The sequence below is a fragment of the Streptomyces sp. NPDC008092 genome (assembly GCF_042957285.1).
Lineage (GTDB): Bacteria > Actinomycetota > Actinomycetes > Streptomycetales > Streptomycetaceae > Streptomyces.
In genome coordinates this window covers 137,382-152,509 of record NZ_JBIBHY010000013.1, presented here as the reverse complement: position 1 = coordinate 152,509, position 15,128 = coordinate 137,382, and the positions used below count along the sequence as shown (strand labels likewise).

12 protein-coding genes are annotated in these 15,128 nt (G+C 71.9%); 4 read left to right on the top strand and 8 right to left on the bottom strand.

Features of this window, described 5'->3' with window-relative positions; all coding sequences use genetic code 11:
- Positions 1-49: 49 nt before the first annotated feature.
- Complete coding sequence (locus ACFZB3_RS35990) at positions 50-2,161, bottom strand: glycogen debranching N-terminal domain-containing protein (protein ID WP_391383260.1); 2,112 nt, start codon at positions 2,159-2,161, stop codon at positions 50-52.
- A 372-nt stretch (positions 2,162-2,533) separates the two neighbouring features.
- Entirely contained in the window at positions 2,534-4,138 is a 1,605-nt protein-coding gene (locus tag ACFZB3_RS35985; protein WP_391383257.1) for a DUF4192 family protein, read from the bottom strand.
- A gap of 148 nt (positions 4,139-4,286) precedes the next feature.
- On the opposite strand from ACFZB3_RS35985, the gene ACFZB3_RS35980 reads away from it, so the two are divergent.
- Both ACFZB3_RS35980 and ACFZB3_RS35975 read left to right on the top strand, forming a co-directional pair.
- On the top strand, positions 4,287-6,452 hold the full coding sequence (locus tag ACFZB3_RS35980) for a RecQ family ATP-dependent DNA helicase (RefSeq protein WP_391383254.1): 2,166 nt from the start codon (positions 4,287-4,289) through the stop codon (positions 6,450-6,452).
- A 286-nt stretch (positions 6,453-6,738) separates the two neighbouring features.
- Positions 6,739-7,359: a hypothetical protein gene (locus tag ACFZB3_RS35975; protein WP_391383252.1), complete on the top strand. Its 621-nt coding sequence runs from the start codon at positions 6,739-6,741 to the stop codon at positions 7,357-7,359.
- Positions 7,360-7,671: 312 nt separating this feature from the next.
- Here the strand turns inward: ACFZB3_RS35975 and ACFZB3_RS35970 are convergent, their stop codons facing one another.
- From ACFZB3_RS35970 to ACFZB3_RS35960, 3 genes are all read right to left on the bottom strand, one after another.
- Complete coding sequence (locus ACFZB3_RS35970; protein WP_391383249.1) at positions 7,672-8,298, bottom strand: hypothetical protein; 627 nt, start codon at positions 8,296-8,298, stop codon at positions 7,672-7,674.
- Between the two features lie 68 nt (positions 8,299-8,366).
- The gene (locus ACFZB3_RS35965; RefSeq protein ID WP_391383246.1) at positions 8,367-9,068 is read right to left on the bottom strand and encodes a ribonuclease HII; all 702 of its coding nucleotides are present in this window, start codon (positions 9,066-9,068) and stop codon (positions 8,367-8,369) included.
- 82 nt (positions 9,069-9,150) lie between these two features.
- Positions 9,151-9,774, bottom strand: a complete 624-nt coding sequence (locus tag ACFZB3_RS35960; RefSeq protein ID WP_391383243.1) for a TetR/AcrR family transcriptional regulator C-terminal ligand-binding domain-containing protein — start codon at positions 9,772-9,774, stop codon at positions 9,151-9,153.
- 187 nt (positions 9,775-9,961) lie between these two features.
- Between ACFZB3_RS35960 and ACFZB3_RS35955 the strand changes: the two genes are divergently transcribed.
- A complete protein-coding gene (locus tag ACFZB3_RS35955; protein WP_391383240.1) occupies positions 9,962-11,509 on the top strand; it encodes a DHA2 family efflux MFS transporter permease subunit in 1,548 nt (515 codons plus the stop codon).
- A gap of 567 nt (positions 11,510-12,076) precedes the next feature.
- Here the strand turns inward: ACFZB3_RS35955 and ACFZB3_RS35950 are convergent.
- From ACFZB3_RS35950 to ACFZB3_RS35940, 3 genes are all read right to left on the bottom strand, one after another.
- The gene (locus ACFZB3_RS35950; protein WP_391383237.1) at positions 12,077-13,006 is read right to left on the bottom strand and encodes an ADP-ribosylglycohydrolase family protein; all 930 of its coding nucleotides are present in this window, start codon (positions 13,004-13,006) and stop codon (positions 12,077-12,079) included.
- 10 nt (positions 13,007-13,016) lie between these two features.
- Positions 13,017-13,676 (bottom strand): histidine phosphatase family protein, encoded by a 660-nt coding sequence (locus tag ACFZB3_RS35945; protein ID WP_391383234.1) that lies wholly within the window; start codon positions 13,674-13,676, stop codon positions 13,017-13,019.
- An 86-nt stretch (positions 13,677-13,762) separates the two neighbouring features.
- Positions 13,763-14,368: a DUF4937 domain-containing protein gene (locus ACFZB3_RS35940; RefSeq protein WP_391383231.1), complete on the bottom strand. Its 606-nt coding sequence runs from the start codon at positions 14,366-14,368 to the stop codon at positions 13,763-13,765.
- 150 nt (positions 14,369-14,518) lie between these two features.
- On the opposite strand from ACFZB3_RS35940, the gene ACFZB3_RS35935 reads away from it, so the two are divergent.
- Positions 14,519-15,052, top strand: a complete 534-nt coding sequence (locus tag ACFZB3_RS35935; RefSeq protein WP_391383228.1) for a TerD family protein — start codon at positions 14,519-14,521, stop codon at positions 15,050-15,052.
- Positions 15,053-15,128: the final 76 nt, after the last annotated feature.

The following is a 15,128-nucleotide window of genomic DNA, read 5'->3' as shown; positions in this document are numbered from 1 at the left end:
TCGCCGCGGCCGCACCGCCGCCAGGGTCCGCCCTTCTTCCGGCAGAGGCTCACGCCCGCAGCTGTAGACCGTCGGCGGCCTCTTCGACCATGGCCAGGCCGAGCCGGCTGACCCGCACCGCGAAAGGCGCACCGGCCACCCGCAGCCCGGTCAGGCCGAGTTCGCCCAGGGGCGCGCTGTGGAGCGGGCGGACGGTGACGGTACCTGCCGGGGCATCGGGGCGGATGCCGGCGAGCGTGGTGAGGAGCAGGACCCCGGCAGCGGCGGCCGTGGCCGCCGGACGGCAGGCAGCGGGGTGCGGAAGGGGAGCGCTCCCCTCGCAGCGCTGCTCTCCGGCGAACATCTCCGGCAACCGGTGACCGAAGTGCTCGGCCGCCGCCAGCAGGCCGCGCAGCAGCCCGCCCGCCTCCTTCTCGTAGCCTGCGGCGGCCAGCCAGGCGACGGCGAGTGCCGTCTCGTGGACCCGGACGGCGCCGGACCGGTGTCCGAACGGGCTGTGTCCCGCCTCCTTGGCTCCCAGACCGCGCAGCCCCCACCCCGAGTCCATGGCCGGTCCGCCGAGCAGCCGGGCGAGCTGCTCGGTCTGCACCTTGTCGAGCAGGCCGACGGCCAGTTCGCCCGCACCGAGCAGACCGGTGTCGAGAAGGTGGACGGCGCTGGAGCCGAGGTGGGTCAGGGGGCGGCCGTCCGGGGTCAGGGCCGCCGCGGGACGGCCGCCGCCCCGGTCATCGACCCAGAAGTCCGCCCGGAACGCGTTCCTCAGCTCCGCAGCCCACTGCCGCAGCCCGGCAGCTCCGGGCCGGCCGCAGGCGTCGAGGAGGTCGGCGCCGAGCAGGGCGGCCCGGTGGGCATGGGCCTGGGTCTCGCCCCGTGCGGGACCGCCGGGCTGCGGGTCACAGAGGTAGGTCCGGTCGCCCACCGTGGTGCGCAGCCAGGCCAGGCAGCGCTCGGCGGCGGGCAGCAGCTCCCGCGTCTCCTGTTCCGGGAGCCCCCAGCGGCGGGCCTCCGACAGCAGGACGGGGAAGAGCAGCGTGGCCTCCGTCCCCGTGCAGCCCGGTGGCAGGTGTGCTCCGGTCTCGCGCCGCGGGCCGGGGATCATGCCGCTCCGCGGTCCCGGACCCCGGAGTTGGGTGCGGGCCAGGGTGCGCAGTGTGCCAGCGGCGAGACGGGTGCCGAGGGGCAGGGTCATCCGGGCGGCGGCGAGTGCCTCGGCCGGGGCCAGACCGCACCGCCACGGCGCCCCGGCGGCGAGATAGGAGTCGGAGGGATGCGCGGGGTCGCGGAGCAGCAACGCCTGGAGGTCGTCGATGCTCGCCCTCAGCAGGGCCGTGGCCCTCGGATCGTCGCCCGTGGCTCTGGCCGGTGCCAGCGGGCTGGTCGCGGCGCGCCCCACGGCGCGCAGGGGGCTCGCGCCGTCCGGGCGGACCCTCAGCTCCACGCTCGCCGTGCCGCCCGGCGGCAGCTCGAACTCCCAGCGCAGCAGTCCCGCCGAGGCCAGCGCGTCGGATGGCGGCGGGTCCGCCGTGACCGAGGCGTTGCCGGTGGGGGTGGTCCAGCGGAGGCCGGAGTCGTGGACGCTGGCCGGTAGTTCGGGCCCCGGGGTGCCGGAGGCGATGGCGCTCAGGTCGGCCAGATCTGTGCCGAGGGCCGCCTCCAGAGGCAGGCGCAGGAGGTGGGGCGCGCAGTTGCGCACCGTGATGCGCTCCGTGCCGTCGGCGTGCCGGATCCGCTCCACGACGACGTCCGGATCCGGTCCCGCCGCCGGGGAGGCCCGGAGCGTGCCGACGAAGCGGGCGGAGTCCGCTCCCGTCATCCGGGCCTGCACGGCGAGCGGTTCGCGGCCCGCGACACGGACCTGGCAGCGCGCGAGCAGCCGCCGGCCCGCGCGGTAGAACCCTTCCAGCCCCTGGCCGGTCAACTGACCGTGCTCCGCGGAGATGGCGAGGCCGGGCAGGGCGACGCAGATGAGGGCGGTGTGCGTGGGCGGCAGCCCGTCGACGTGCCCCGGGCCCGGGGGAACGGGTCGGGCGGGGGTGGGCCGGGGTGCGCGGCCGCGCTGCTGCCCGTGGCCCTGGCCGCCTTGCGTCGGCGACGGCCAGGGCGGGCCGTCCCGTAGGCGGCGGTTGTCGGTGGCGGTGGGGGGCGGAGTCGGCTGATGCATGGGGAGGCTTCTTCTGTGCGCTGCGCGCCTGTGATGTGCGCCTGTGATGTGCCGGGCACCGGACGGAGGGCTCCGGGGGGACGGATGGCGGCACGGCCCGTGCAGGCGTTCCGCCACTCAGGTGAACGGAGACGGACTCCTCCTGGTCACGCCCCCGCGTGCCGAAGCCGATCCGAAGCCGAGACGGTGCTGCGTCGTTCGGACCGGTCGGCCTGCGCATGTGACCGCGAAACCCCTGGTCCGGCAAGCCGATGCGGCGCCCGCCCGAGCGCCGGCGATCACGGCGTCGCCTCCCTCCGACGAGGTTCCGGGCCCGGCGGACCGCATCAGCGGCCCAGGTCCGGCCGGCTGCCGCCCGTGACCCTCCCCCGGTCATTCGTCCCCCTCGTTGCGGCCGGTCCCGGATCGCCTGCCCTCCTGCCCGGCTCGGCCGCCTGTCTCACTCGGCTCCGCCTTCTCGGCCGCACGCGTGCGCGTGCGGCCCGGCGTAGCGGCGCCGGGGCGGGTGCGCCCGGAGCGCACCTGCTCGGGCCGGGTTCCGGCCGTCCGCGGCCGTCGGTCGGCTGCGGTGTCTGCCGTGCGTGGCGGGCGGCCACGGCGGGTGCCCGAGTGGGCGACCGCCGAGTCGTCGGCATCGTGGTGAGACGGACCGGCGTCGCCGACTGCGTCGGTCCCGTCCACCGGCCGACGGCCAACGCGGTCCGTCAGCTCCATGCGTCCAGCACGTTCCCTGTTCGCCTCGCTCACCTCATTTGCATCACTTTCTCGCTCTTCTTCGCTTTTGGAACTCTCTGCGCTTTCCACGTTTTCCACCCGCAGGCAGCGGCGGATCGACTCCGGGTCCAGGCCCTCGTTGCAGGCCTGGTGGAGCAACTTGGCGAAGAGGTACTCGGGGTCGGCACCCAAGGCCATCGCGAAGGCCTCCCGTGCCTCCAGGTCGTCACCGGTCGACCAGGCGACCCAGCCCGCCAGCGTGAGGGGAGCGGCGGCGTGTTCGCCGTAGGGGCCGACGCAGCGGCGGGCAAGGGCTCGCCACAGCCGCAGGGCAGGTCCCGCCTCGTCGCCCTCCATCCAGGCGGCCGCGCGGTCGCGGGTCGTGCGGTCCTGCAGTCCGAGAATCAGCGAGGCGGCCTCGTCGTGGGAGAGCAGGGTGTCGTCACGGGCATCCGCCCCGTGGCTGCCGGACACCGGGGCGGCAGCGGCATACCGGTCGATGACCCGCCCGGCGAGGGTGAGGGTCTTCTCGGCCACGTCCGCACGGAAGGCGTCGTCGAGGATGCGGGGCACCAATGCCATGCCCGCGCTGTCCAGGGCGATCTCCTGCTCCAGCAGGGCGCCGGTCTCCCAGGGAAGCAGCCTGGCCCGCAGCTCGCGCAGGCTGCCGCGCACCTGGATCCCGGCGTAGGCGGCAGCGGCCGCGAGCACGGAGGTACCGGGCAGGCCCATGGGGGCGCCTTCGGGCGGACAGCAGTCCTCGGTCGGGCAACAGTACGACCAGAAGCGGCCGTCCGAGACGCACAGCGCCTCGATCACCGGCACGTCGAGCCGACCGCACTCGACCCGGAGCAGCTGGGTCAGCGGCGCGAGCCGGAGCATCACGTCCCGGCCCGACTCGCCGGGCGCCGGTTCCTGGCAGACATAGGCGACCATCTGCTCGGCCCGGGCTCCCCGGCGCTCGCCGCCGGCCACCAGGCCCTGCGCCAGCTGGCGTGCGGCCGACTCCCAGTCGTCCTTGTTGGCGGGGATGCCGAGCCGGGCCCGACCGCCGAAGCGGCCACGGCCGGCGCGGTCATGAAGGGCCACCAGCACCATGCTGTCCTCGGGGCGGTACCCCAGCAGATAGGGCAGCGCGTCGGCCAGCTCGGCCGGGGTACGCAGGGTGACCTGGGTGTCGTGGGCGGACGGCCCGAGAGGGAGTGCATCTCGGGCGATGTCGCCGTTTTCGGAGGGTCCGGTGGTTTCGCTGTGATTCGTCATGCGCAGACGATCTCGCGGATCTCGTGATTCCGGTTGAGCCTGTGGATAAGTCAAACCTGTGGATAAGTCGAATCAGGGGCACGACAATGCCGTCTCCGCTGTCCACAGGCCCGCCCGGCTGTCGGTCCCGTCCTGTTGTATGGGACGCATGGAACACACGAGCAACGCGGAACTGCGGGCCCGGGCGGACGCCGTCCTCGCCCGTCTCGTCGGGGACGACACGGGCGCCGCCCGGCTGCGCGAGGACCAGTGGCGGGCGATCGAGGCACTGGTCGCGGACCGGCGCCGGGCCCTGGTGGTCCAGCGCACGGGCTGGGGCAAGTCCGCGGTGTACTTCGTGGCGACCTCGCTGCTCCGCGCCTCGGGCGCCGGCCCGACGGTGATCGTCTCCCCGCTGCTCGCGCTGATGCGCAACCAGGTGGAGGCCGCGGCCCGGGCCGGCATCCACGCCCGCACCATCAACTCCTCCAACACAGAGGAGTGGGAGTCGATCCAGGCGGAGATCGCGGCCGGCGAGGTCGACGTCCTCCTCGTGTCCCCGGAGCGCCTCAACAACCCGGAATTCCGCGACCAGGTCCTGCCCAAGCTCGCCGCGGCGACCGGGCTGCTCGTGGTGGACGAGGCCCACTGCATCTCCGACTGGGGCCACGACTTCCGGCCCGACTACCGGCGGCTGCGCACCATGCTGGCCGACCTGCCGCCTGGCGTGCCGGTGCTGGCGACCACCGCCACGGCCAACGCCCGGGTGACCGCCGACGTGGCCGAGCAGCTCGGCACCGGGGGTGCCTCGGACGCTCTGGTGCTGCGCGGCCCGCTGGACCGGGAGAGCCTCAGTCTGAACGTGCTGCGGCTGCCGGACGCCGCGCACCGGATGGCCTGGCTCGCGGACCACCTGGACGACCTGCCGGGTTCCGGCATCGTCTACACGCTCACCGTGGCCGCCGCCGAGGAGGTCACCACCTTCCTTCGGCAGCGCGGGCACACGGTGGCCTCGTACACGGGGAAGACGGAGAACGCCGACCGTATGCAGGCCGAGGACGACCTGCTCGGCAACCGGGTCAAGGCGCTGATCGCCACCTCCGCGCTCGGCATGGGATTCGACAAGCCCGACCTCGGGTTCGTGGTGCACCTCGGCTCGCCCTCCTCCCCCATCGCCTACTACCAGCAGGTGGGCCGTGCGGGCCGCGGTGTCGAGCACGCCGAGGTGCTGCTGCTGCCGGGCCGGGAGGACGAGGCGATCTGGGACTACTTCGCCTCGCTCGCCTTCCCGTCGGAGGACCTGGTGCGCCGCACCCTGGACGTTCTCTCCCGGGCCGGCGGCCCCGTGTCGCTGCCCGCGCTGGAGCCGCTGGTGGAACTGCGCCGCTCCCGGCTGGAGTCCATGCTGAAGGTCCTCGACGTGGACGGCGCGGTCAGACGGGTCAAGGGCGGCTGGGTCGCGACCGGGCAGCCGTGGGCGTACGACGCCGACCGGTATGCCTGGGTGGCCAGGCAGCGCGAGGCCGAACAGCAGGCGATGCGCGAGTACGCGGCCACGCCGGACTGCCGGATGGAGTTTCTGCAGCGCCAGCTGGACGACGAGGGCGCAAAGCCCTGCGGCCGCTGCGACAACTGCGCGCGGCCCCGTTTCACGGCCGACACCACTTCGGCCGCGCTCGACGCCGCGCGGGTCGACCTGGACCGCGCGGGCGTCGAGGTGGAGCCCCGCCGGATGTGGCCGACCGGGCTGCCGGCGATCGGCATCGACCTCAAGGGGCGTATTCCGGCCGGTGAACAGGCATCGGCGGGACGGGCCTTGGGGCGGTTGTCGGACATCGGCTGGGGCAATCGGCTGCGACCGCTGCTCGCTCCCCAGACCCCGGACGCGCCTGTGCCGGACGATGTCGCCCGTGCCGTCGTGGAAGTGCTGGCCGACTGGGCGAAGGGGCCCGGCGGGTGGGCCCCGAGCGCGGCCGACGCACAGCCGCGCCCGGTGGGTGTCGTCACCGTCGCCTCGCGTTCCAGGCCCCGGCTGGTCCACTCCCTGGGCACGCGTATCGCGGAGGTCGGCAGGCTGCCCCTGCTGGGTTCCGTCGAGTACGCCGGCGAGGCAGCCCGGGTCTCGCGCAGCAACAGTGCCCAGCGCCTGAAGGCCCTCGACGGTGCGCTGACCGTGCCGCCCGGCCTCGCCGCCGCCCTCACCGAGGTCCAGGGGCCGGTCCTGCTGGTCGACGATTTCACCGAGACCGGCTGGACCCTGGCGGTGGCGGCGCGCATGCTCCGCAGGTCCGGGGCGCGGGGGGTGTTGCCGCTGGTCCTCGCCGTTCAGGGCTGACCGGCCCGCCGCTGTTCGAATTCGGTGCCGGGCGCGACGCACGAACGTGCCGCGCTCGAACGTCCCAGGGGTCGCCGGACACCTCATCGGGTAGGGATATAAGCCACGCACCGCCAGATAACAGTCGGTGGCCCCATTTGCTCGTTGCCGCATCCAAGTTCGACAGCAAGAATTGAGGTCCGCTCCCCGCACGGCTCGTCCGTGATCCGGTTGGGCTTTGCTGCGGTGCGCGCGGCCCCGAATCCGATCTCGCCCGCAGTGTGGGCGCGTAGCCGAAGGGAGGAACGTGACCTTCGGATTCGCTCCGTCCTCGGCGGCATCGTTGTCGACGTCCGCGTCTACGACGTCCGCCAGTCGCCTGCTTGAGCCCGCGGAGTGGGCCGACGCCGGAATACCGCTGCTGCGCAACCCCCGCGAGGTCGTCAGTGGTCTGCACACCCGGCATCGCCCCCGTCCGGGCACCGCGGTCGTAGCCGTTCTCGATCCGGAGGAGCGGCTGTGTGCCAGCGCCTCCTTCGGCAGACGCTCGGCCCCGGCCGATGGCTGGATGTTCCGCAACGCACTGCTGGCACAGTTGCGCCGGGTCATCCCGCACGACCTGCGCCGCCGCACCCCGGTGCGGACCGCCGTACTGCTCTACTGCCGCGAGGGGGACGCGCGTTGGACGGAGGAGGACGGTGCCTGGATGTGGGGGCTGCGAGACGCCTGCACTCTGCACGGACTGCGCTGCGGGGCGTACATCACGCTGACGCACGACGGCTGGCAGGTGCTCGGTGAGGGCCGAGGCGGACGGCGTCCCAACGCCGACTCGCCTCCCGAACCCTTCGCCCTGTCCGAGGCCCCGCCCCTGTCGCCGCGTACCGGCGGCGCCGTCTCGGAGGTACTGCGCCGCGCGGCGGCCCGCTGAACCCCGGCTCCCGCACGGAGCACCGACCGGGCACGCCCTGTCGGGCACGGCGTCTCATGACGCCCTGCGGCGGGGTGCTCGGCGGGTCACGCCGCGCTCCACGCCGGAGCGGACGTCCCGCCGTCCCGTCGTCTTGTCACCCGGGGGATCGGGCCCGGCGCCCGTGCCCCGGATCCGCCGTCCGCCGAACGGCCGCCGCCGCGACGGGCAGCGGCCGGCGCCCGTCGTCCGGACATGCCGAAGACAGCACCGTGCGAGTCACCGCCGCGGCTCCTTCGGTACCTCCGGAGTCCCAGAGGTGCCGGAGGCAGCTCAGACGCCTGCGCCCAGCACCGAGTTGATGTGCTGCGGGTCGCCGCAGACGATCAGCAGGGCACCGGCCCGGGAGAGGGCCAGCGGCAGGGCGGTGGCGGCGACGGTGTCGGCTCCGCCGTTGACGGCGACGACGACCACGGATCGGGTCACGGCACGGGAGGCGACGGCGGCGTCCGCGTAGAAGACGTCGTCGCCCGCGTCGTGCTGGGCCCAGTAGGCGGCTTCGCCGAAGGACAGCTCGTGGTCGGCCCACGGATGCTGCGCGCCGGTGGTGATCACCAGCACGTCACCGGGGGCACGACCCGATTCGAGGAGCAGGTCCACTGCTTCCTCGGCCGCGTCGAGAGCGCTCTCGACCGAGGCCGGGATCAGCTGGATCTGCGGGGCCGCCGCTGCCGCGGCGGGGACGGCCGGGCCGGACTGGCCTGGCTTGGCCACGTCACGCGGCGTGCGCTGCACCGGCGGCGTGGGCCGCAGAGGGCCGGGACGACCGGGACGCGACGGAGCCGCGGGGCGGGGGCCGGGTACGGGACGAGGGGTCGGCGCGGTACGGCCACTGGCCGGAGTGGCGCGGGGACCCTGGGCACTCTCGTGAATCTGAGGCTCCTCGGGAATGAGAGGCATGAGCTGATATTTATCAAACGTTGGTGCAGGTCACGTGAACCGGGTGGCACAACTGTGCGACCGGAACGTCAGAAATCGAAGCCGAGCTGACCCTCGATCTCCGGAACGCTTCCCTCCGCCCAGCTGCGGACCTTCTTGAGGTGCCGCCACTGGGGCAGCGCATCAAGATACGCCCACGACAACCGGTGGTACGGGGTGGGGCCCCGCTCCTCCAGTGCGGCCTTGTGCACGGGCGACGGGTACCCGGCATTGTCCGCAAATCCGAAGTCTGCATGGTCGATACCCAGTTCGGCCATCATTTTGTCGCGCTGAACTTTGGCGATCACCGAGGCAGCGGCCACAGCCACACACGATCGGTCACCCTTGATGACCGTGCGCACCCGCCACGGAGTTCCGAGGTAGTCGTGCTTCCCGTCGAGGATGACCGCGTCGGGACGCACCGGCAAGGTCTCCAGGGCACGGACCGCCGCAAGTCGCAGTGCGGCGGTCATCCCGAGGTCGTCGATCTCCTCCGGTGAGGCATGCCCCAGGGCGTAGGCCGTCACCCACTCCCGCAGCACCTCGGCAAGTTCCGTACGCCGCCTGACGGTCAGCAGCTTGGAGTCGGTGAGGCCCTCGGGCGGTCGGCGAAGACCGGTGACCGCGGCACAGACGGTGACGGGCCCGGCCCAGGCGCCGCGCCCCACCTCGTCGACACCGGCAATGACCTTGGCTCCGGTCGTGGCGCGAAGGGAGCGCTCGACGGTGTGAGTAGGCGGTTCGTACGGCATGGCGCCCCTAGGGTACGCCGCCCTGATCCCCGAGCGACACCCCGGCCTCCCGGGCCGCGCCGGGGGCCGTCGGAGCCGCGGCTCACGCCCCGCGCGAGAGCAGCAGCGGGAGCATGAACCGGTCGATCATCTCCTCGACCTCCTGGTCGTTCCATTCGCTTCCAGAAATCTTGTTGCGGTACATCATCATCGCCGGAATGGCGTCCAGGACATATCCGTTGGCCGCATCGGCGCGCACCTCTCCCCGCTCAATGCCGCGGTCGATGACGGCACCGATCAGCTGGATCGTCGGCCCCACCACTCCGTCGAAGATCACGCCGTGGAACCGCTCGACCTGCAGGGGATCGCATTCGTGAATCACGGACCGCAGCGCGAAGCCGGGGCGCGAGAACATCGCGTCCCGGGCCTGCCGACACAGGGCCAACAGGTCTTCACGCACACTTCCGAGGTCGGGAGCCTCCTCCAGACGCGGCAGGCCGGCCTGCAGCGCGTCGGCGACCAGTTCCTCCTTGGAGGGCCAGCGGCGGTAGACCGCCGCCTTCCCGGTCTGGGCGCCGGCGGCGACGCCCTCCATGGTGAGGCCGTTCCAGCCGACCGTGCTGAGTTGCTCCAGGGCGGCGTCCAGGATCGCGCGTTCGAGGACCGCACCGCGCCGACGAGGGGAGGCCGCCTGGGAGGCAGCGGCAGTCCAGCGCGAGGTAACCATCTGATGTTTCTCCAGCGAGCGAGGGGAAGCGGGAATTCCGGAGCGGTGACGCGGCGCGCGGCAGCAAGGGGGGACGCGGCACACCACGCGCAATTAAGTGAACGCTTGCGTTCTCTACCGAGAACTCACTACCGTTGACGCGACAGTGAACGCTGGCGTTCACTAACACCTTCGTGGGGGATCCATAGTGACAACCTCTCAGCTGATACCGGACCAGAAACCAGGCGCGGCCCGCCGGCAGGGGCGCCCCGGCATCGCGCTCACCGTGATTGCCGCCTGCCAGCTCATGGTGGTACTTGACGCGACGATTGTGAACATCGCGCTCCCGCACATTCAAGAGGCGCTCAAGTTCAGCACCACGGACCTCACGTGGGTGGTCAGCGCCTACACACTCACTTTCGGCGGCCTGCTGCTCCTCGGTGCGCGGGCCGGTGACATCCTGGGCCGCCGCCGGGTGTTCATGACCGGCATCCTGCTGTTCACCTTCGCCTCGCTCCTCGGCGGTCTCGCCCAGGAACCCTGGCAGCTGCTCGCCGCCCGCGCCCTCCAGGGTGTCGGAGGCGCGATCGCGTCGCCGACCTCGCTGGCGCTGATCACCACCACCTTCCCCGAAGGTCCGGAGCGGAACCGGGCGTTCGGAGTGTTCGCCGCCGTCTCCGCGGGAGGCGGGGCCATCGGCCTGCTGGCCGGCGGCATGCTCACCGACTGGCTCGACTGGCGTTGGGTGCTCTTCGTCAACGTACCGATCGGACTGCTGATCGCCGCCCTCACCCCGCAGTACATCAACGAGTCCGAACGGCACCCCGGGCGATTCGACATCGCGGGAGCGCTGACCTCCACCCTGGGCATGGCCGCCCTGGTCTACGGCTTCATCCGGGCTTCGGAGGAGGGCTGGCGCGACGCCCTGACACTCGGGTCGTTCGCCGCCGCGGTGGTCCTGCTGTTCGCCTTCGTCTTCATCGAAACCCGGGCGAAGGAGCCCATCACCCCGCTGCGGATGTTCGCCGACCGCAACCGCTCCGGCACCTACGTGATCATGCTCAGCCTGGCGGCCGCGATGTTCGGGATGTTCTTCTACATCGTGCTGTTCGTGCAGAACGTGCTGGGCTACAGCCCGATCAGGGCCGGTCTGGCCTTCCTGCCCGTGACGGCGGCCATCGCCGTCGGCGCCGGGCTCTCGCAGCGGTTCCTGCCCGTCCTGGGCCCGAAGCCGTTCATGATGACCGGCTCGGCGCTCGTGGTCGTCGGACTCACCTGGCAGACCTTCATCAAGCCCGACAGCTCCTATCTCGGCGGAATCCTCGGGCCCATGCTGATCTTCGGCTTCGGCATGGGGCTGAACTTCGTGACGGCGACCGTCACCGCGGTCTCCGGCGTCGCCCAGCACGAAGCCGGGGCGGCATCCGGACTGCTCAACGCCATGCAGCAGGTCGGCGGTTCGCTGGGTCTGTCCATCCTGACCACGGTGTTCGGTTCGGCCAGCAAGGACGAGGCGAAGAAGCAGCTGCCGAAGTTCCTCGCCGACGGTTCGCCGGAGCAGAAAGCCGCGTTCGCCAAGACCCACCAGCTGCCGCCGCCCTGGGGGCACGAGGTGCTCGCGCACGGCATCTCGACCGCGTTCATCCCCGCCGCCGCCATGGCCGGGCTCGGGCTGCTCACCGCCTGGCTGGTGATCAAGGTCCGCAAGAGCGACCTCGAAGCGCTCGCCGGTACGGCCGGCCCCGGGATGGGCTGACCCCACCGGGTCCGTGCAGAGCCGCGGATGACCGGACCTCCGCCAGGGGACAGACGGCAGAGGCCGAGGCCCGGCCATCCGCACCACAGCCACAGGCATCACGGCCACAAGCACGACAGCCACGAGCACGACAGCCACAAGTGCCACGGCCACGAGCCCCTCGGCCACTGGCACCACGACCACCGACAACAAGGCCATTGACGCCACGGCCGCGAACACTGCCGCCGCAACCACCACGGCCACCGGCGCCGAGGCCGTCAGCGCCGCCGACACCCTCGCGAGAGCCCACCCGATCCCCATCGCCCACGCACCCCCCAACGATTCCGCTGCCTGCTCCGTGCTCCGTCCGCACTTGGACGGAGCACGTCGCGGTTGCCGGGAAAACGCCCGCCGGTCACGCAGAGTTCCCATCAGGCACGGAGAGTTTCGAAGCGTCCCGGTGGATCGCGTCTTCAGCGCGGGTGCAGCACCGTGTTTCCAGGCCACAGACCCGCGCGATGCGGACGAAGCGGGGACCCGGACAGAGCCGGGGCACACCCGGCCGGGACCGGGGCGCGTCGGCCGACGTCACCCGCCGACTGCGGACCCCGTCCCCGTCGGCGCCCAGTCCGGCAGCGCCTCTGTCCGCTCCGCCCAGGCGGCCGGCGGCGCTCCCGCCCTGCCGCCCGCGAGCACGCCGCCCACGATGGCGCAGGTGGTGTCCACGTCGCCGCCCGCCTGGGCGGTCGTCCAGAACGCCGTCTCGTAGTCACCGAGGGCGCGTGCGGCCGACCAGAGCGCGAAGGGGACGGTGTCATGAGCGGTCGTACGGCGCCCGCAGCCCAGGACGGCAGCGACGGTGCCCGCGTCGGCGTAGTCGAGCATGTCGCGGGCGCGCCGCAGGCCCTGGCCGACGGCGCTCCTGGGGACGAGGGCGACGACCCCGTCCAGGAGCGCCTCGGGACCCGGCGGGCCGCCGGGCGCGGCTGCCAGCGCTGCGGCGGCCGCCACGGCCATGGCACCGGCCACGGCCTCCCGGTGCTGGTGCGTGGGGTAGGCGGAGATCTCGGCCTGGTGCGTGGCCTGCTCCGGATCGTCCGCGTACCAGGCGCCCAGGGGTGCGATCCGCATCGCCGCGCCGTTGCCCCATGATCCCCGCCCGTCGAAGAGCCCGGCGGCCAGCTCGCGCCAGTCGCCGCCTTCCCGGACGAGGCGCAGCAGGCGGTTGACGGCGGGTCCGTAGCCCCGGTCGAAGTCGTGGTGCGCGGCGAAGGAGTGGGCCAGCGCGTCCTGGTCGACGCGGTGGTGGGCGGCCAGGACGGCGACGACGGAACAGGCCATCTCGGTGTCGTCGGTCCACTGCCAGGGGGCCGGAGGCAGCTCCCGTCGCTTCAGCAGCGGGTAGTTCACCGGCACGAAGAACTGCGAGCCCAGCGCGTCGCCGACCGCGAGTCCGCGCAGGCTGGCCAGGGCGCGCTCCAGGCGCCCCGGGGTCGAGGTGTCGAAGGAGGAGGTCATCGCGGCCAGCCTAGCCGCTCATCCAGTGCGGCTCCGGGTCCCGCCAGCGGTCGAAGGGCTGGTTGAGCGTGTACTTGCCGTCGTCCCCGAGAACGAGCATCCGCATCTCGGCGTTCCCGGGGTTGGAGAGCGACTCGAACTCCGCGACCGTCCAGTGGAACCAGCGCATGCAGAACAGCCGCATCGCCAGGCCGTGGGTCACCAGGAGCACGTTGGGCGGGTGGTCCGGCGCCTCGAAGCTGCGGAACAGGCTCTCCAGGAAGCCGCCGACGCGGTCGTACACGTCGGCCCCGGACTCACCCTGCGGGAAGCGGAAGAAGAAGTGTCCGTAGGCGTCCCGGTACGTCTTCTGCAGTCGCACGTCGTCACGGTCCTGCCAGTTTCCCCAGTCCTGCTCACGCAGCCGGGGCTCCTCGCGCACGCGTATGAGATCCGGGTCGAGGTGGAAGGCGCGGAGGGTCTCGTGCGTACGGCGGTATGGGGAGACGTACACGCTGACGCGCTCCTGGCCGAAGATCTCCCGGACCCGTTTTCCGGTCTCTTCGGCCTGCCGCCAGCCCCGGTCCGTCAGGGCCAGTGCGTGGTCGGGTTCCCGCTCATACACGGAGTCGTCGACATTGCCGGTTGACTCGCCGTGCCGGACAAGGACGATGCGCCGTGGTCGTGCCATGCCAAAACCCTAGATCGAGTGACGAAAAATCGAGCACTCGGATGGGCTCCATACAGCGCAGGTCACATAAATCGAAGGTTGGATATTCAAACGATCCAGCTCGGTTCGAGCTCCACGATGTCACCCGTGAGGGCCGCGATGTCGGCCTCCGTCTGGGCGCGCAGCGCCAGCCGCTCCACCCGTTCGGTGCGGTACTTGCCGTGCTCGGCGGCCGCCCGCCACATGGAAAGGATCATGAACTCGTTCTCCGGCGCCTCCGCGAACATGCCGCGGATCATGCCGGGCGAGCCGGCCATCGCCGGGTTCCAGACCTTCTCCTGCATCAGCGTGAAGTGTTCGACGCGCTCCTCGTGCACCCGGCAGAGGGCCACCCGGACCAGGTCGCTGTCCGTGAACCGCGGTTCGAAGCCGGTCTTCACGTCGAACCGGTACTCGAACAGCTTGACCTGCTGGTCCTTGTACGTGCCGGACTGGGACGCGGCCAGGCGGTCATGCGAACGCGCCATGAAGGAGTCGTAGAAGGCACGGCTCTCCCAGAAGGCGAATATGTGCGCCACTCCAGGTCGCTGCCGACTCCAGCCCCCGCCCTGTCCCCGAAATCCCGGCTCCCCCGGAAGCCCCGCCCATTTCCGCTGCCCCCGCTCGAAGCCCCGGCGGTCAACCACGGTGCAGCGAATCCACTTGACCAGCACCGCGCCATCGTAAGGCCATGGGGCGTGGCATCGGTCACGCTCCGGCGGAGATCACCCGCGCATACGCCCCCGCGTGCGTGGCACGATGGACAAAGAGCCTTGGCAAACCATCAGTTGGGGCAGTGGCCTCTAGGGGGAAGGGGACGCGTGGTGAGCGGTTTCAGCAAGGCGATCCGCAAGGTCGAGGTCGCGGTGAAGTGGGATCCCAGCCCTTCCGGGCAGCCGCCCACCGATCTCGACGTCGTCGCCGGGACGTTCACGGCGGCTGACCCGTACGGAACTCCGGCCTATCTGGTGCACTTCGACAGCCGTTCGCCCGACGGCACGATTTTCCTCAACCGGGACAGCCAGGACGGCAAGGGCTTCGGCTGGGACGAGGTGATGACGCTCGAACTGGACCGGCTCGACAGCCGGTACACGCGCGTGGTCGTCGGAGTCGTCATCCAGCAGCGGGCCACGCACCGGACGTTCGTGAATGTCCTGAACCCGGCCGTCCGCGTCCGGGAGGGCTACAACGTGCTGGCCGAGGACGACTTCGGCTCGGTCCTCGGTGCGACCGCGGCCACCGTCGCGGAGTTCGTGCGCGACGGGTCCGGCGACTGGGGCTTCCGGCCCGGACTGCACGGGTTCGAGGACGACCCGGTGGTCTTCAGCCGGGAGATGGGCGGACTCGGCCGCCCCTGACGGCGGACGACCGCCCGCGACAGGCGAACGGTAAGGGGCGTCGGCCATGGCCGACGCCCCTTACTTCACGTCACAT